This is a genomic window from Rhodococcus sp. B10, assembly GCF_011770055.1.
Taxonomy (GTDB): domain Bacteria; phylum Actinomycetota; class Actinomycetes; order Mycobacteriales; family Mycobacteriaceae; genus Rhodococcoides; species Rhodococcoides kyotonensis_B.
In genome coordinates this window covers 18,905-36,050 of sequence record NZ_JAAFYV010000029.1, presented here as the reverse complement: position 1 = coordinate 36,050, position 17,146 = coordinate 18,905, and the positions used below count along the sequence as shown (strand labels likewise).

18 protein-coding genes are annotated in these 17,146 nt (G+C 64.2%); 17 read left to right on the top strand and 1 reads right to left on the bottom strand.

Translation table 11 applies throughout. From position 1 onward, the window contains the following. Positions 1-3 precede the first annotated feature (3 nt). The 15 genes from RhoFasB10_RS18575 to RhoFasB10_RS18505 all read left to right on the top strand — a co-directional run bounded on the left by RhoFasB10_RS18575 (position 4) and on the right by RhoFasB10_RS18505 (position 10,428). Entirely contained in the window at positions 4-1,359 is a 1,356-nt protein-coding gene (locus RhoFasB10_RS18575; protein WP_167677888.1) for a phage portal protein, read from the top strand. After that, complete coding sequence (locus tag RhoFasB10_RS18570) at positions 1,346-4,471, top strand: hypothetical protein (RefSeq protein WP_167677886.1); 3,126 nt, start codon at positions 1,346-1,348, stop codon at positions 4,469-4,471. The genes RhoFasB10_RS18575 and RhoFasB10_RS18570 overlap by 14 nt, the downstream gene beginning before the upstream one ends. Next, positions 4,468-4,713 (top strand): hypothetical protein, encoded by a 246-nt coding sequence (locus RhoFasB10_RS18565; protein ID WP_167677884.1) that lies wholly within the window; start codon positions 4,468-4,470, stop codon positions 4,711-4,713. Before RhoFasB10_RS18570 ends, RhoFasB10_RS18565 begins: the two co-directional genes overlap by 4 nt. Positions 4,714-4,868: 155 nt before the next feature. Then, positions 4,869-5,501 (top strand): hypothetical protein, encoded by a 633-nt coding sequence (locus RhoFasB10_RS18560; RefSeq protein ID WP_167677815.1) that lies wholly within the window; start codon positions 4,869-4,871, stop codon positions 5,499-5,501. Between the two features lie 9 nt (positions 5,502-5,510). Continuing rightward, positions 5,511-5,870 carry a capsid cement protein gene (locus tag RhoFasB10_RS18555; RefSeq protein WP_167677883.1) on the top strand — a complete coding sequence of 120 codons (360 nt, stop codon included), beginning with the start codon at positions 5,511-5,513 and terminating at the stop codon, positions 5,868-5,870. A gap of 67 nt (positions 5,871-5,937) precedes the next feature. Beyond that, positions 5,938-6,846 carry a hypothetical protein gene (locus RhoFasB10_RS18550; protein ID WP_167677881.1) on the top strand — a complete coding sequence of 303 codons (909 nt, stop codon included), beginning with the start codon at positions 5,938-5,940 and terminating at the stop codon, positions 6,844-6,846. A 12-nt stretch (positions 6,847-6,858) separates the two neighbouring features. Continuing rightward, positions 6,859-7,119 (top strand): hypothetical protein, encoded by a 261-nt coding sequence (locus RhoFasB10_RS18545; protein ID WP_167677879.1) that lies wholly within the window; start codon positions 6,859-6,861, stop codon positions 7,117-7,119. A 3-nt stretch (positions 7,120-7,122) separates the two neighbouring features. After that, positions 7,123-7,509 (top strand): hypothetical protein, encoded by a 387-nt coding sequence (locus RhoFasB10_RS18540; protein ID WP_167677877.1) that lies wholly within the window; start codon positions 7,123-7,125, stop codon positions 7,507-7,509. Between the two features lie 83 nt (positions 7,510-7,592). Then, entirely contained in the window at positions 7,593-7,880 is a 288-nt protein-coding gene (locus RhoFasB10_RS18535) for a hypothetical protein (RefSeq protein WP_346764426.1), read from the top strand. A 4-nt stretch (positions 7,881-7,884) separates the two neighbouring features. Continuing rightward, complete coding sequence (locus tag RhoFasB10_RS18530; RefSeq protein WP_167677873.1) at positions 7,885-8,112, top strand: hypothetical protein; 228 nt, start codon at positions 7,885-7,887, stop codon at positions 8,110-8,112. Beyond that, on the top strand, positions 8,112-8,447 hold the full coding sequence (locus RhoFasB10_RS18525; RefSeq protein ID WP_167677871.1) for an HK97 gp10 family phage protein: 336 nt from the start codon (positions 8,112-8,114) through the stop codon (positions 8,445-8,447). The genes RhoFasB10_RS18530 and RhoFasB10_RS18525 overlap by 1 nt, the downstream gene beginning before the upstream one ends. After that, positions 8,444-8,890: a hypothetical protein gene (locus tag RhoFasB10_RS18520; protein WP_167677869.1), complete on the top strand. Its 447-nt coding sequence runs from the start codon at positions 8,444-8,446 to the stop codon at positions 8,888-8,890. Before RhoFasB10_RS18525 ends, RhoFasB10_RS18520 begins: the two co-directional genes overlap by 4 nt. A gap of 109 nt (positions 8,891-8,999) precedes the next feature. Further along, on the top strand, positions 9,000-9,563 hold the full coding sequence (locus tag RhoFasB10_RS18515; protein WP_167677867.1) for a hypothetical protein: 564 nt from the start codon (positions 9,000-9,002) through the stop codon (positions 9,561-9,563). A 17-nt stretch (positions 9,564-9,580) separates the two neighbouring features. Next, complete coding sequence (locus RhoFasB10_RS18510) at positions 9,581-10,048, top strand: hypothetical protein (protein WP_167677865.1); 468 nt, start codon at positions 9,581-9,583, stop codon at positions 10,046-10,048. Positions 10,049-10,092: 44 nt separating this feature from the next. Further along, the gene (locus RhoFasB10_RS18505) at positions 10,093-10,428 is read left to right on the top strand and encodes a hypothetical protein (protein ID WP_240931269.1); all 336 of its coding nucleotides are present in this window, start codon (positions 10,093-10,095) and stop codon (positions 10,426-10,428) included. Here RhoFasB10_RS18505 and RhoFasB10_RS18500 read toward each other — a convergent pair. Further along, entirely contained in the window at positions 10,425-10,715 is a 291-nt protein-coding gene (locus tag RhoFasB10_RS18500; protein ID WP_167677863.1) for a hypothetical protein, read from the bottom strand. The genes RhoFasB10_RS18505 and RhoFasB10_RS18500 overlap by 4 nt on opposite strands. Before the next feature lie 103 nt (positions 10,716-10,818). Here RhoFasB10_RS18500 and RhoFasB10_RS26440 point away from each other — a divergent pair, with 103 nt between their 5' ends. Further along, positions 10,819-16,191 carry a phage tail tape measure protein gene (locus tag RhoFasB10_RS26440; RefSeq protein WP_346764425.1) on the top strand — a complete coding sequence of 1,791 codons (5,373 nt, stop codon included), beginning with the start codon at positions 10,819-10,821 and terminating at the stop codon, positions 16,189-16,191. After that, complete coding sequence (locus tag RhoFasB10_RS18490; RefSeq protein WP_167677861.1) at positions 16,188-17,141, top strand: phage tail protein; 954 nt, start codon at positions 16,188-16,190, stop codon at positions 17,139-17,141. Before RhoFasB10_RS26440 ends, RhoFasB10_RS18490 begins: the two co-directional genes overlap by 4 nt. Positions 17,142-17,146 lie beyond the last annotated feature (5 nt).

Sequence of the window (17,146 nt, the reverse complement as noted above, 5' to 3'; positions counted from 1 at the left end):
GTCGTGGCCGACAAGACACCACTGGAGCTGATCCCGGAGCTCGAAAAAGGGCTCCGCGTCGACGTCGACAACCTGACGAAGTGGGACAACTACTACGAGGGCGAGCAGCCCTTGAAGTACATGTCCGAGGCGATGAAGGACGAGATCGGCGAGACGGTCGCCGAGCTGGTAATCAACTGGGCGCGGTTCGTCGCCGACGCCTACGAGAACCGTCTCGATGTCGAGGGATTCCGGTTCGCGGACATGGATTCCGGCGACGACGAGCTGTGGTCGTGGTGGCAGTACAACAACATGGACGAGAAGTCGCAGCAGGCGCACCTCGATTCCATCTCGTTGTCGCGGTCGTACGTGACGATCGGCACGAACCCTGAGAAGGGGATGCCGCCGATCAACTCGATCGAGTCGCCGTTTCAGATGTGGGCGCAGCGGGACCCGGCGACGCAGAAGGTGACTGCCGCGATCAAGCGGTGGAAGGATCTCGACGACGTCGAGCATGCGCTCGTGTACACGCCGATGGAGACGTCGGAGTTCGTGCAGACACAGGGCGCGTGGGCGAAGGGCGAGTTCCAGGACAAGCACAACTTCGGGGTCGTTCCTGTCGTTCCGCTGGTGAACCGTCCTCGAACGTTGCGTCCGAACGGCACCACCGAGTTCAAGGATCTGCTGCCTCTCGCGGATGCCGCGAACAAGATGGCGACGGACATGATGATCTCGGGCGAGTTCCATGCGATGCCTCGCCGGTGGGCTTTCGGCCTGACGGCGAAGGACTTCGAGGATCCGTCGGGTCGTCGTGTGACGGCGTGGCAGCAGATCAAATCACGGATCTGGGCGAACGAGAACCCGAATGTGAAGGTCGGCCAGTTCGCTGAGGCTGATCTCGCGAACTTTCATTCGACGATCAAGCTGCTGGCGCAGTTGGCGTCGCAGATGGCTGCGCTGCCACCGCATTACATGGGCTTCGTCGGCGACAATCCTGCGTCCGCGGATGCGATCCGGTCGTCGGAAATTCAGCTGGTGAAGCGCATCGAGCGGAAGCACACGTTCCTTGGTGGCGCGCACGAGGATGTGCAGCGCATCAACCTCATGTTCATGCGCGGCAAGTCCGAGCTGGAGATGCGTGACTATTCGCTCGAGACGGTGTGGCGTGACCCGTCCACGCCGACCGAGTCGCAGAAGGCTGACGCTGCGGTCAAGAAGTACGAGTCAAAGATCGTGCCGTTGGAGCAGACGCGTATCGATCTCGGGTACACGGAGACTCAGCGGAAGCAGATGCGGCAGATGGACTTGGAAGCCGCGGTCGATCCGCAACTCGACCGCGTGAACCGTAGCTTCCAGGATGTCACCGGTGGCGCTGCCTGATTCTGTCGGCGCGTACTGGCTCGGCCAGCAGCGGATTTCCGCTGCAACGCTAGCGCTGGTGAAGCGGCTGTGGCTGCGGATGGGCAACGACTTCGACGAGTCGTGGGACCAGATCGCGCCGACATTGGTTGGTTCGGTGGAGCAGGCGCAGTTGGCGTCGGCGAACCTCGCTGTCGACTTTGTCCCGACGGTTCTCGACGAGCAAGGCCTGCAGCCTGACGTGCTCGCGGACGTCGTGCCGGAGTCGTTCGTCGGTGTGACCGGCGGCGGTGTCGAGCTCGGCGACGCGATGTACCGGTCGGTGATCGAGTCCAAGACTGCTGTCGCCTCGGGACTGGCTCCGGCTGACGCGCTGTCGGCGGGCGCCGAGGTGTTGCAGATGCTGGTGCAGACGACACTGTCGGACACGGGTCGTGCCGCGGAATCCGTTGGCATCACAGCTCGCCCGTCGGTCGGATATGTGCGGATGCTGAATCCGCCGTCGTGTGCGCGGTGCGTGATCCTGGCTGGCCGGTTCTACAAGTGGAGTGCCGGATTCAGACGGCACCCGCGGTGCGACTGCCGGCACGTTCCGTCGACGCAGAAGATCGCGTCCGAGATCTCGGTCGACCCGGACCGCTACTTTCGTTCGCTGTCGAAGGTCGAGCAGGATGCGGCGTTCGGCCCGACTGCCGCGCAAGCCATCCGGGACGGCGCAGACATCAGCCAGGTCGTGAACGCGGACCGTGGGATGCAGCGAGCGCAGGTGTACGGGCGGCAGCTGGCGTACACGACTGAGGGCACAACGAAGCGCGGTGTCGCGGGGAAGCTGATTCGTGCGCGCGGCCGGACTCCGACGACGACGCCGAGACTGATGCCGGAAGCGATTTACGAGGTCGCCGAGTCCCGCGAGGATGCGCTGCGGCTGCTGAAGCTGAACGGCTACGTGCTCGAACGCTCCGGTCCTGCTTCGGGTGTTGGGTCTCGCACCGGTTTGGTGCCGGATCTCGACGAGCTGCTGAACGTTCCGCTGCACCAGCTACCGACGGTCGATTTGGATCGGGTCATCGCATCCGGTCGGGTCATGTCGTCGCCGCCGGTTGTGCGACCGAGTCCGCCGGTGCAAGTGCCGGTGCCGCTCGCTGAGGCGACACCGCAGCAGGTGTTGGACACCGCTGCTGGGATTTCGGCGCATCTGCGGTTGGAGTTGAATCGGCGGAAAGATCCGATCGACCGTGCGACGCCACTGAACCCTGTCGCCTACGACCTGCCTGAGATCGCGGATTCCGTCCTGCAGGCTGGGCTGAACGTCCAGCCGCTGGAGTACATCTACAAGCCGGTCAACGATCGTGCTTCGACCACCGCGGTGCTGGACTCGATCTTCGGTCAAAACCGGACGTACATGTCGGAGTCGCCGCACCGCGGCGTCACTCGGCCGTACTCGAGCACCAGCATCGAAACAGGCGATCGAGCGGATGCGCTGCGGGTCGCGGTCGCGTTGAAGCAACTCGGGCGTGACGACATCAATTTCGATGTACGCCCGGGTCGATTCAGAGTCTCGGGCACCGCACAGGCGCCGACGCTAGTCGACGAGATCCTCGCGGACGGCTTGAATGTCGAGCATCTGATCGATCCTGACATCCTGCCCGGTGTCGACACGGCAATCCGCAGCCGTCTGGATGAATTGATCAGTGCGGCGAAGGTCAAGGACGATGCAGTGCTGGCGGCCGAGAAGGCCGCCGAGTCGGCGGCAGCGAAGCTGAAGTGGGACGAGAACCGGGCGAAAACCGGTGCACCGTTCAAGGGCTACCTGACGACCTACCGCGGCACCGATGTCGAGTCGCTGTCGCAGAACAAGCTCTACGAGGTAAACCAGTCGGTGCATTCCTGGCTCAGCTATCAGGCGGCCTCGAGCTACAGAGACGCGCCAGCGGGCCGGTTGACTGGTGGTGCACGAACGAGCGACTTCGACATGCGGGCCGTCACCAACGAGATCATCGAAACCAAGCTGAATGTCGCCGGAATCAACGACCCGGATGCAGATTTCTTGGAGTCGGAAGAAATCGGGTCCGCGTTGTGGTCGATTCTGCAGAAGCACCGCCGGGTTGAGTCCAGACCGCTTCCCGTAGATGTGACTGGGTCCCCGAAGGTTGTGAAGTCAGTCAAGGGCGGCGAGTTCGTCGACGAGTACAGCGACTTTGCCGCCGCAATGGAGGAATTGGACTTCGACATCGGCGACTCGGAACAGCTCCGAGAGGTGTTCGACGAGGTTCTGAAGTCCGGCCTGAACATGCGGCTGATCGGCGATCCTTCGGCGCCGGCACCATTGAAAATGGCTGCGCAGGAGAAGTTCTGGCGAATGGTCGAAGGGGATACCGATGAGGTCGACGTCGCCCCTTCGCCTGCTGGCGCCGCCCGAGGCTTGACGGTCGCTCGCGAACCCGCTGGGTTCAGCGCGAACGAGCCGGTGACACCCGAGATCGATGGTCGTGTCGGCTTCATGGAGCGGCTCCAGTTCGAGAACGACTTCCTATCTGTGCCATTCGCCGCCCGACAGATCCTCGGTGACACAGGTGTCCGGGTTGTGGCGTCACGGAAGGTATCGGAAGGCCCGTTCGCGGCGATGTTCGACGGAATCACCAGTGCCGATGGCCGTCCGATCGATGCGATCTCGTTCTACCAAAACCAGATCAAGGCAGTCGTCATCTCGACGGACGCGCCGCACGGTTCGGTGAACGTCGTCGCGCACGAGATCGGGCACGCGCTGGACTCGAACACGCTGCGAGACAATCCGATCGATGTCCGCTGGCAGGAACAGGGCAACCCGAACCTGCCTGCGAGCATCGTGGCACGAGCTCAGGAACCAGTCGACTACACGGTGGGCCGGTTCGTCGACGACCCGTACATCCAGTGGGCGCACAAGGAATTCGTCGAGGCGAACTCTGGCGTGAACGACTACTACCGATCGGGATCGGAGGGCACTTCGGTGTCCGGCCGGGAAGAGTGGATCGCGGAAGGCTACGCCGCGCTCGTGATGGGCAACCCTGCTCAGCTCGCAGCGATCTCAGGTGGCAGCCGTGAAGCGATGGATATACTTGCCTGGACGTTCCGACGGATGGGGGTCCTGCCATGATGCTGCCGAACTTGGTGCTGGGCAACTACCGTTACCTCGACGTGTTCGGCAACGTTCACCCGGCGCGGAAAGTGTTCACCGACGCCGAGATCAAGGCCCGCCTGCGGATCAATCCTGACTTCGATCCGCAGGAAGAATCGGCGCCGAACACCCCGACCAGACTCACCGACGAGAACCGTGAGTACTGGGAGAAAGCCGCCGCCAAGGGCGGCCACACACTCGACGAACTACTCGCCGAATAACCGTACACACCCTCTTAGCCCCGTAAGCCACGCGCTGCGGGGTTTTTTCATGCCCAAATTCTTCCCCACGCCGTGGGGATCTAAACCGCCTCAGGCGATCTGGGGTGGTCGACGTCGCGATGACGTGTCCAACCCTTCCTGGAGGTTTCCATCCGATGACTGCTCCCGCTCCGGCTACGACCGCACCGGCTGCACCTGTCCCCACTCCCGCGGATGTTGCTGCGCAGCAGCCGCCCGCGGCCCCGCCGGCTGACCCGGCCACTCCCCCAGCTGCACCTTCGCCTGCACCCGGCGCGACGCCGGATCCGCAGTATCCCGACGGTCTCGGTGACCCCGGAAAGAAGGCCCTCGACGCGGAACGTGAAGCACGTGCCGCTGCCGAGAAGGCGCTGAAGGAATTTCAGGACAAGGCGGCTGCCGACGCGAAGGCCGCGGAAGACGCCAAGCTCTCCGAACTCGAACGAGCGCAGAACTTCGGCGCCGAACGGGACACCGCCGCAAAGGAAAAGGAAGCCGAGAACCTTCGGCTCCGATTCGCGATCGCTAATTCGGTCCCCGCTGTGTGGATCGACCGACTCAAGGGCGCGACGCCCGAAGAGCTGGCTGCTGACTGGGCGACCATCCAGCCAACTCTGGCCCCTGCCACTCCTCCACCCCCTGTGGTGGATCCGAACGCGCCGCGTGTTCCTGCTCCGGTGCCGTCGCAGGGTGCTCAACCCGGTCCCCCGCAGACCGCGGACGACCTCCTCTACGGGGAGTTCTACGGATCTTCCCAGAATCGAAAGTGAGGCCCTGACATGGCCGAATACGTTCCCATCCGTAAGCCAGGTGCCGATCTTCCGATCGCTACCTCGGCAGCCGTCACCGGCGGACAGCTGGTTGCGGTGTCCGGCAACGACACCGTCGCTCCGACCTCGGCAGCGACTGCCGCATGGCTCGGTGTCGCCGCGTTCGATGCAGCGTCCGGCGAGAAGGTCACCGTCCACGCCGGCGGCGTGCACGAGCTCGCTGCGTCCGGCGCGATCGCTGCTGGCGCGAATGTCGTCGCCGCAGCGGCCGGCGCCGTTGCAACTGTCGGTGCAGGTACCGCCGACCAGGTCGTCGGCGTCGCGCTCGCTGCCGCCGCGTCCGGCAAGGTCCGCGTCCTGCTGCGCTGACGCGCCGCCCCAACACATCCCATTCCCCCTGGGGCCGAGCGGCTCCCAGTCTTGAAGGAGGGCCACCGTGGCCATCACCTACCCATCGGGGCCGCCCACGTTCTCGGGCGACATCACCTCGATCAACCGATTCCTCGCCAACCCGACCGTCGTGGCGAAGCGCGTCAACGAGATCGCGCAGCAGCGCTTCATCTCCGACATCATCCTGACCTCCCGGACCGACGTGTCCGGCGGCGCAGTGGTGTTCGAGCAGGACGACCCGCTGTACACCGAGCGTGCACCCGAGGCGATCACGCCGGGCGCCGAGTACCCCCTCGCGGGCCTCGGTGACGGCACGCCTCAGGCCGTGAAGGTCACCAAGTGGGGCCAGGACGTGCCCATCACCGACGAGAAGATCAAGCGCTCGAACTTCTCCCCCGTGGAGAAGGCGTTCCAGCGTCTGGTCAACACGCTGGTGAAGACCGTCGACGGTCTGTCGCTGTCGCTGATCGCTTCCCAGGTCACTGCCACCCAGGCTGCGGCGAACCCGTGGACGGGCAGCTCGGCGACGATCCTGCGCGACATCATGCTCGCGAAGGCGAAGGTCGCTGCCCTGAACAAGGGCTACGACCCGAACGTCATCGTCGTCGACGACGCCACCTGGGCGATCCTCGCGTCCGACGAGAAGCTGTCGACGCTGCTTCCCCGTGAGACCGGCGACAACGCCGTGTCGACCGGACAGTTCCGTCAGGTCGCGGGCCTGACGTTGCTGCCGACGTCGAACCTGCCCGCAGCCGGCGCGTGGCTGATCGACACCAACGCTCTCGGAGGCATCGCCGACGAGAAGCTCGGCCAGGGCTACACCGGCGACGTCATCGAGACGAAGTCGATCCGCGACGACGACAACGACCAGTGGCGCGTCCGTGCCCGCCGTGTCTGCGTGCCGTACGTCAACGAACCCGGCGCAGCCATCCGCATCACCGGCATCGCGGCGTAAGGGGAAACTGACATGGGACACATCGTGACAGCGCCGCTCGTCGGCGTGAACGGCTCGGACGGCAAGATCAAGTACCTGTACCAGGGTGCAACCGTGCCGTCGGACATTTCGGCTGACGCGATCAAGCGTCTGCTCGGCGACGGACTCATCGCGAAGGAAGGCTCCGACGACTCGGACGAGCCGACCGCCGCGGAGAAGCGTACCGCCGCTGCAGCAAAGGCCAAGGCCGACAAGGAAGCAGCCGAGAAGGCCGCTGCCGGAGCCAAGGCCTGATTCGTGGCCTACCCGCTGATCTCGGAAGGGGATCTGCAGACGTTCCGTTCGGAGGTGTTCTCCGAGGCGCAGCTGCCGCAGGTCCTCTTCCTGATCCGCTTCGCGTCCGCTGTTGCGCGGCAGGAAGTTCCGACGCTCGACGCGTCGGTCGAGTCTGCCGCGTTGGACATCGATCTCGTCAAGGGCGTCATCTGCGTGATGGTGTCTCGGGCGCTCGACAACATGCGGATCGGCCCGAATATCAAGTCGGAGCAGTTCCCTGAGGTCACCACCGAGTACAACTTTTCGTCGGCTGATTTCGAGGAGCTCGTCTACATGACGGACAAGCAGAAGGCGCGGCTGACGCCTCCGGTGACGACGTCGAAGTCGTTTTCGATTGCGCCGGGCTGATGAAATTTCCCGAACAGTGGCGGCTTCAACGACCCTCTGGCGCGCCGACTTTCGATCCGTCGACCGGAAACAAGAAGCCCGGGGTGAAGCCCGAACCGATTCCGGTGCGTGGGTTGCTGCAGCAGCGGCAACTGTCGGCGTCGTCCGTCGACGCGGGCAACGTCGAGTTCGACGACGGGCATGTGACGTCGGTGTACGTGCTGCTGCTGGAGCCTGATAGTCCACTACCTGAATCTCGTGACGAGTTGATCGATGCGGATGGTCTCCGCTATCAGGTCGTCGCTAATGCGCGGTCCCGCCGCCACATCCGCGGTGGACGTAAACCTTCCTACCTCGCCGTGATGGTGCGGCGAACAAACGATTTGGAGTAATCCCATGGCTGTTGTCACCTACACCGATGCCGACGGTGTCGAGCATTGGGCCGACGAGCATTCGAAGGCATACGAGAAGCATGTGAAGTCGCAGGAAGCCCCTGTCGAGGAGGTTCCTGTCGACGAGCCTGCTGCGCGGCCGGTCGTCGAGACGCCTGCTCGCGTTCAGGCTCCTCGCACTGATCCGAAGGCCGCCGCTGACGCGAAGGTCGCGGAGCCGAAGAAGGACTGATGGTCGCCAGGGTCCGGGTCTTCCGCAGGCAGTCGGAGCGGGAGGCCCGCGAAGCGTCCACACCGAAGCGCGAGGAAATCGCCATTCAGATTGCGCAGGAGTTCCGTGGCACGGCCCCCCGCAGGTCCGGTCAGTTCGCGAACAACTCGCACGTCGTCGTCGAAGGCGACCGGGTGTTCGCGGTGAACGACGACCCGCTCGGTTTCTACAAGGAGTACGGGACGTCGAAGTCTCGGGGTGCGGCGTCGTTGACGAACGCGGCACGAAAGCACGGCAAATACACCGGCTTTCAGCCTCGGGGTGCTGGCGGCCGAAGGGCTAGGCGACGCTCGTGACCACGGTGACCCCGTACGCGCCTGCCGCGCTCCGCGACTTCCTGATCGGGCAGCCCGAGTTCACGAACCAGGTGCCCGTCGAGTCGGTGTCGACGTCCGACATCCCCGACAAGATCACCGGCCCGTTCGTCACGTTGGCTGCGGTCTCCAATTTCGGGCAGGACCCGATGCTGCGGAAACCGTTGGTGCAGCTCGATGTGTGGGTGCCGAAGTGGGAAATCCTCGGCGGCGACATCGCCCCCGACGAGCTCGCTTGGAACATCGCCGACCTGTCGGGGCGGCTTGTCCACAAGGCGAGGATTCAGCGGTTCCGTGACACCCAGTCGTCGTGGCGGGCGACGTGGGACGAAGGCCCGATCACCGACGTCGACACGGAACGCGGACCCGATCTTCCCCTGTTCCGTGCGATCTGCCGGTTCGAAATGAAGTTCACCGTCCGCTAACTCGCCCTATTCGGGCGTCTCAACTGTCCCACCTCGGGTGCTCGCCTGGCACGTCCGAGGTGGGACTTCCAATGCTCACGGTCGTGAGCTCACCTCAGAAGGAGAATCCGTGAGTACATACGCAAATCCGGAGAAGGCCTATGTCTGGCAGGACGGCAACGCGTTCCGTGCCCCTGCCGGCACCCCGATTCCGACGAACCCGTTCGGTGAAGCACCTTCGTCCGGCACCGGCACCCCGGTCGTGTGGGATGCGTTCGGCGGCATCGAGGCCGGGTTCGAGCAGAACCCCAGCCAGGACACGAAGGAACTGCCGATCTGGAACTACCGGCAGTCCTCGTACAAGATCGCACGCTCGCCTCGCAGCGACCGGCTGAAGCTGAAGCCTGTCGACTATTCGAAGGCGACGATCACCACCCTGCTGCAGGGCGGTTCGATCACCGAGACGACCACGGGTTCGGGTGTGTGGAAGTGGAACCTCGGCGACTCGGAAGAGTTCGCGATCCTGCTCGTCTTGGAGGACGAGGACGACTCGCATGCCCTTTACTGCGAGCGCGCCACCCTGTTCACCCCGCCGCCGCGTTCGCTCGGCGGCGACAAGATCGACGGCTTCGACATGGAGCTGCTCGCTCTCGCGCCGGTGATTCCGCTGTCCGATTCCAATCCCCTCGCTTGATCTGAGAGGCGACACCCATGCCAGGCACCCAACGTAAGTCCGCTGCCCGTAAGACGGCGGCGAAGAAGGCCGCTCCCCGCACGGTTCCCGCGACGGAACCTGCGGCGGAGCCGGTCGAGAATCCGGATGCGTTCGACCTGCTCGACGCTCTCGGCACCACCGAGCAGGAACCACTGCCCGTGAGCCTCTTCGGTGTGCACGCCACCATCCGGCGGACGTACAGCGCCGAAGAGGACCTCAAGTTCAGCGAGCACCTGCGCCGCAACGAGATCCTGCAGGCACTCGAACTGGTGGTCGGGGACGACGCCAGAGCGCTCGCAACGGAGATTGACAAACTCTCGATCGAGCAGGGCGTCAAGGTTGTCAACAAAATCGCGCAGCTCTCCACTCTCGTCGAGGGGGAAGCCGTGGCGCTCTTGCCTACCTCTGCTCGGCGGATGGCTGGGGCGCTTGCTACGCGATCTTCCAGAGGATCCACCACCTAGACCTTCGGCAGGCTCTCAAGCTGCGCCGCGAGGACTTCATTGCTTTGCTCAACCACGCGCTGGAAGTCCTCGACCAGGAGGCCCGCGACTCGGAAAACCTCGCGATGCTGGTCGACCGCAAGGACTACTGGCTGACATCCGAGTATCGATCCTGGGTCACCGATCCAGACGACCCCGAAGTCAAGGCCGAGCGGGAACGGTTCAAGAAGGTGAAGCCTTCACCGCGGCCGCTCATTCCACCTGTGGCGCAACGCCATCCCGACATCACCGCAGCTCTGCTGCAGCGACACCGGGACGAGTCGGCGAAATACGCGCCCAAGGCGGAGCAACCCACCAAACCGAAGCTGAAGGACCTCATCGGCGGCTGGCAATTCGGCTAACGCTGAAGCTCAGCAATCGTGCTCGTATCGCAGGTAAAGGCATACCAGAACGGGCCCTCACTAACTTCGCCGGTTACGACGAGGTTGGAGTCTGTTTCGACGTTCCGGGTCAATGCCGCCGACGAATAGCTCTGTTGTCGAGCGCTCTTTTCGCACGACTGGGTGACAAGACGCGCTTGCTCGGCGGCCTTGTCGTTCTCATGCCTGATTCCTAAGAAGCCCGCCACTGCCAGGACAGCAACTACCACGGCGACGGCGGCAAATACGAGCTTCTTTCTGGTGTCCATCGCTTGTGAATACCAGACATTTTTCCCACGAACAACTCCGTTCATAGGCGGAAGAAACGCTCATAGGGGGTGCGCCTTGGCTGGTGGCCGCATAGATATTGAGGTGGCGGCTGACGTCAGCCGTGTTGCAGGAGACCTCGAGCGTGGACTCGGCCGTGCAGTCGGCGTAGCGGGCACCTTCGGCAAGATCATGGGCGCCGGCATCCTCGCCGGTGGTGTCACCGCAGCGTTCGGTGAGGTCATCAAGACCGGCAACGACTTTACGAACGAGCTGAACACGATGCAGGCGGTGTCGTCGGCGACGGCACAGCAGATGGCCGCCGTGTCGGAGCGGGCCAAGGAACTCGGCAACGACAATCAGCTGTCTGCGACGTCGGCGTCCGATGCGGCGGCCGCGATGACTGAGCTCGCCAAGGGTGGTTTCACGGTCGAGCAGTCGATGGAGGCTGCGCGTGGAACGCTGCAGCTCGCTGCTGCTGCGCAGATCGACGCCGGTACCGCGGCGACGATTCAGTCGCAGGCACTGCAGGCATTCGGGTTGGACGCCTCGTATGCGGCGACTGCGGCCGATGTGCTCGCGAACGCCGCGAACGCTTCCTCAGCTGAGATCACCGACATCGCTGCAGGTTTGCAGCAGTCCGGTGCCGTCGCGAACCAGTTCGGCCTGACGGTCGAAGACACTGCGGCTGCCCTCGGTGTGCTGTCGAACGCCGGTATCTCGGGTTCCGACGCCGGTACCTTGCTGAAGTCCGCGCTTCTCGCGGTGACAGACCAGGGCAAGCCCGCGCAGGCGGCGATCGAAGAGCTCGGTCTGACGATTTACGACGCCGAGGGCCAGTTCGTCGGCATGTCGAGTTTGTTCGGCCAGCTCGATGAGGCCGCGGCCAGCATGACACCTGAATTATATCAAGCGGCGACGGCGACTCTGTTCGGTTCGGACGCTATGCGTCTCGCCGGTGTCGCGGCCGAGCAGGGCCAGGCCGGGTACGACGCCATGCATACGGCGATCGAACGGCAGGGCGCGGCCGCCGAGGTCGCTGCTGCGAAGACGCAGGGCCTTCCGGGTGCGATGGCGTCGATCGAAAACGCCACCGAGACACTCACACTCGGCCTGTACGGGCTGATCGAGGGCCCGCTCGAAGGCTTCGCGACCGCGGCCGCTGACAAAATTTCGGCCGTCACGCCTGGCATCATCTCCGGTCTTCAGGATGCTGGCGGAGCGGCCGTCGAATTCGGTCAGATGCTCGCCCCGGTCGCTGGATTCGTCGGCGACGCTGTCGGCGCGTTCCTCGACCTCCCTGCCCCGGTGCAGGCCGTCGCCGGTGCTCTCGCTGCACTGCAGGTCACCGGTGGAGCCGACAAGATCGGCAGCTGGTTCCAGGACATCACCGAGAACTTTCAGAGTTTCCGCGAGGAAATGCAGGGCGAGATCGACATGCAGGCCGCCCTCGGCAGCATCGGCGAAAACGATCCGTTCACCGAACTCACGGGTGGCGCCGACGAGCTGGCTGGTGCGCTTGAGGAGAACGCCGAGCCGCTGTCCGAGCTCGCTGCAGGTTTGGCGACGCTCGAACGCCGCCACCCGGCGATCCGCCAGATGGCCGACGGTTACCGCGGTGTCACCACCGCAACGCAGAGGTTCGCTGACCGTCAGCGGAACCTGGCCACCACCTCCGGCGCTGTGACTGGCGCACTCCGTAACGGTGCTGCGCAGGCTGCCAGGTTCGGTGGAGTCGTTGGCGGCGCCGCTGTGGCAGGTGCTAACGGACTCGTATCTGCAACGAAGGGTGTTGTCGGCGTCCTGGGTGGGCCGTGGATGGTCGGCATCATGGCTGCGACTGCGATTGTCGGCCAGTTCTCCTCCGAGAACGCGAAGGCGAGCCAGCAGGCACAGGTGCTCCAGGATTCCTCGACCAACCTCGCAGTTGCGCAACGCGATGTCGCAAAAGCATTCCAGGAGTCGAATGGCGAGATCTCCGACACGGTTATGTCGGCCCTCGCAGTACAGATCGACACCGTTCGTGGCGAACTCGGCGAGCTGGCCGACACGGCGCCCGGCTCGTTCGGCATTTTTCGGGCTGGCTACGAGGACGTCATCGGTTGGTTCTCCGGTGTCGCGCAGGCAGGTACCGAGGCTTACAACAAGCAGGAAGAAACAGCCGAATCCGCTGCCCGCGTTAAGCAGGCTTTCGACGACCTCGGCCTGTCGAACGAAGAGCTTGCTTCGAAGCTGACAGCTTCCAATACGGAGTTCGCGACCTTCGAGGCAGTACTTCGTAATTCCGGCGAGGGCGGCGCAGAAGCGGCCGACAAGATGCGCCTCCTTCGAGAGGAAGCTCAGCGGGCGGAACAGACCGCGAAGAACACCACTCCCGGCTTCTTCGACATGAAGGCCGCGATCGCCACCCTCGGCGACGAGGCAGCCTCCGCAGACGATCGGGTCAGCGCACTCAAGACTGCCCTGGATGTGTTCCTAGGCAACGAGATTCCACTCTCCGACGCTGTTCAGGCCTACAACGACACTATCAGGCAACTCGGCGAGGAACAGCCAGCTGGGGTTGACCCGGCCGGCGGTGTCGGTGATGCGCTCGTAGGCGAAAACGGCGCCGTCAACACTCAGCTCGCGAACGGTTCTGCTCTGCGTGATTCGCTGACGGAGATCCGTGACCGCACGATCGAGGTCACCAACGCCACGATCACTGCGTCGCTAGCGCAGGGCAAGAGCTTGCCAGAGGCGCAAGAAGCCGCGCGCGCAGCGATTGCTTCAAACGCTGACGCACTACTTGGGCTTGGCAACAACTACCAGCTCACGAAGACGCAGATCGAAGCGATGGCGGCTGCTGAAGGTTTGCTGCCCGAGCAGATCATCATGCTGGCCAGCCTGTCCGGGGCCGACGATGTGACCCAGCAACTCACCGTAATCTCGAGCATGCTCAAGGGCGTCGGCCAGCCCGTCGACGTCCCCGTCGACGTCCTCGACGCGGAGGCTCTCCAAAAGATCAAAGACCTCGGTGGCACCGTCGAAACGGACATCAACGGCAAGCCCGGCATCGTCCGGATCACAGCACCCACCGACGACGCACTGCGTCAGCTCCGAGACATCGACCTCGCCGCCAACAACACGGCGCGTAACCGCACAGTGTCCATCGACGTAGTCCTCAACAACATCGAAGAAGTCGATCGACGACTCGACGCGGCAGTCAGATCGGGCGTGGCAGTTCGCGGTCAGACTTTCGCAACTGGCGGGCCAATCACCGGCGGCGTGCCCGGCAAGGACTCGGTGCCGATCCTGGCGATGCCGGGCGAGCACATGCTCACCGTCGACGACGTCAACCGTCTCGGCGGGCAGGAAGGCGTCTACCGGTTCCGGGACGCTTTGGCGCGCGGCGAGGTCCGCGGCTATGCGGGTGGCGGCGCGATCGTCGACAGCCTGACCGCGTATGTCGGACAGAAGTTCCCGGCCCTGAAGATGACGTCCGGCTACATAGGCCGCGAGGGCGAGACCGGTTCGTACCACAGCATGGGGATGGCAGCGGACTTCTCGAACGGCTTCGGAAACACCGACGCCCAGCTGGGACTCGCGACGCTGATGGCCAGCAAGTTCGGATCCGAGCTGAAAGAGCTGATCTACGACGACCCACGCTTCGGCCGCGAGATCAAGGACGGCGAGTTCGTCGACGACTCGTTCTACGACGGCGCAGGCGACCACACCAACCACGTGCACATCGCCACCGACCACGTTCTGGTCGACCCCGGCGACGAACCCGAGACTGAGGTAGCGCCGCTGTCCGAGCGGGACGCGATCGCCGACGCGATCATCGCCGAAGGCCGGCGTCGCGGCATCACCGACAACGGCATCAAGGCCGCCGTCATGACCGGACTCGCCGAGTCGGACCTGTCGCTCGTCGAGGGCGGACCTGACACGTCGACCGGCCCGTTCCAGCAGCAGGAATGGTGGGGCTCGTACGAGGAGCGGATGGACCCGACCATCGCGGCCGGGAAATTCTACGACCGTCTCGTCGAGTTCGACTACGACTCGATGGACCCGGCTGACGCGGCACAACGGGTGCAGCAGTCCGCGTTCTCCGACGGCTCGAACTACCGGGAGCGTGCCGGTGAAGCGGAGTCGATCATCGCCGCCCTCGACTCGCGGGACTCGTCGACGTCGCTGTCCACGAGTTCGTCGTCGACGAAGAAGGTGACGTGGGCGGAGAAGGACCAGATCGCGCTGGACAGGGCCCAGGTCGCTGTCACCCAGGCGCAGGAAGCCCGCGACAAGATCTACGCGAACGAGAAGAAGTCGCAGGCTGACCGCGAGCAGGCCGATCTAAAGGTCAAGGCCGCGAAGCAGAAGGTCATCGATCTGCAGGCCAAGAAGGACGCTGCCGCGTCGGGTGCGGTCGAGGGCCCGGCACCGCAAGCACCGGATCTCGCGAAGAACTTCACCGACGAAGAGATCTCGCTGATGCGGGCGCAGCTCGCGGTCGATCAGGCCAATGCGAAGCGCAACGAGGTGTACGCCGACCCCGAAGCGACCGAGAACGACCGCACCGAGGCCGATCTCGCGTTGGCGTCGGCCCGCAACGCGCTGAAGGAGGAGCAGGAGAAGGAGGCCACCGGCGGGTCGTCGACTTCGTCCGGCGGCAGCGGCGAGGGATTCTCCGTCAAGGAACGCCTGAAGGACTTCGGCTCGCAGGTGTCCAGCATCCTCGTCGACGCCCTGTTCGAACAGTTGCCGTTCGGTATCGGCGAGTCTCGCTGGTGGGACCTGAAGGTCCCCACCTTCGGCGCCGAAGCGGAGGCCGCCAAAAGGAAGTCGTCGACGGGCGACAAGTCTAGAGAGCTCGTTCCGGTCGGCGCGTCCGGATGGGTGGAGAGCCTGTTCGGTCCGGCCGCCGGCGGCCTGCAGAACCTCGTCGAGAACGGAAAGTACGACCCGAGCCTGACGGCGATGGGCCTCACCGAGGACAACCCGCTGGTCGTCACAGCTCTCGGGTCGCGGTCGCTGTTCACCGGCAACTTCGACCAGAACACCCGCAGCACGTTCGGTGTCGAAGAGGACCATCCCGCGGTCACCACCTTCCTCGAGAACAAGTCCCTCGCGGAACGACCGTGGGAACAGAAGCTCGCCGACCTGCTCGATTCGCAGCGCAAGACCCCGATGTTGCTGCGTGACACCGGCGGTCGGCTGCCACACGGGCATGCGGCGCTCAACCTGTCCGGCGAAGACGAGTGGGTCACCACTGCGTCGCAACGGGATCGGCAGATGCGCGAGATCGCAGCTGTCCGCGCCAACAACCAGGCCGGCGGTGTGGCGACTGTGGACACATCGAAGATGGAGGCTCGCATCGACGAGATGGCCAAGGCTGCCCGCCAGCCCACCGTGGTGTTCCAAACCGACTCAGTCGATCAGGGCATCCGGGCGTGGCGCAGTGAAGTGAATGTCCGCTCGCTGTCGTTCAAGAAGCGCTCATGAAGCGGCACGTAACCCAGGTCGAGCTCGAAGGGGTCAACGGCCGCATGGTGACGCTGTCCGGCGAGGGGTCTGACGAGTCTGCAACGTACCTGGCGACGGGGATGACCGGGTTCATGGACGTCCCCGTCGAGGTGCTGCGCGGTTCTCACGCGTTCCAGGAGGGCTCGACGTTCTTCGGTGCGCGAGTGCTGGAGCGGCCGTTGGAGTTCGGTGTCGTCATCGATTCGACGAACGGCCAGCCGTGGCAGGAGAACGACTCCGAGTTCCGGAAGATGTGGAGCCATTTCGAGGACTCGAAGCTGTGGATCGAGACCGAGTCGTCGCGCCGGCATCTGAAGATCCGGCCGCTCGAATTCACCTACGACATCGAGTACGACCCCAATCAGGTGCAGGTCGAGACGGTGAAGCTCAAGTGCATCGCGATGGATCCGTGGTGGTACGAGGACGACTACACCGACGAGTGGTCATCGACTCGGGTCACTGCTGCGGGTGACTTCGAGATCGGGTCGGTGTGGATGGAGAACTCCACCCCACACGAGATCTACCCGAAGTGGCTGCTCATGGACCCGGGCATTCCCCGCCTCCCCGACTATTCGTGGGGCGACAAGCGGCACAACAAGTTCGGGACCAACGGCTACTTCGATGCGGCGAAGGAATTCGCGACCCGCAAGATCGTGATGGCCGAAGTATTACCCGGCGGGCCGCCGGGAATCCCGGACGCCACCTACTCGGTGCGAGTCGACACACGGCCCGATGCCCGTCTCGGCGGCTATCAGTCGTTCGACCAGTCATACCGGCAACGGATGAAAATGGTCCGCTTCCTCTACTCCGTTCCCGCCTACACCGAGCGCATCGAACTGCCGGTGTCGATGTCGAAAGCCGCTGCGGGAGCGTCGATTCAACTGCGAATGACCAGCTCCTGGCCACGCCCCTGGGGCATGCAAGCGTGAGGGAG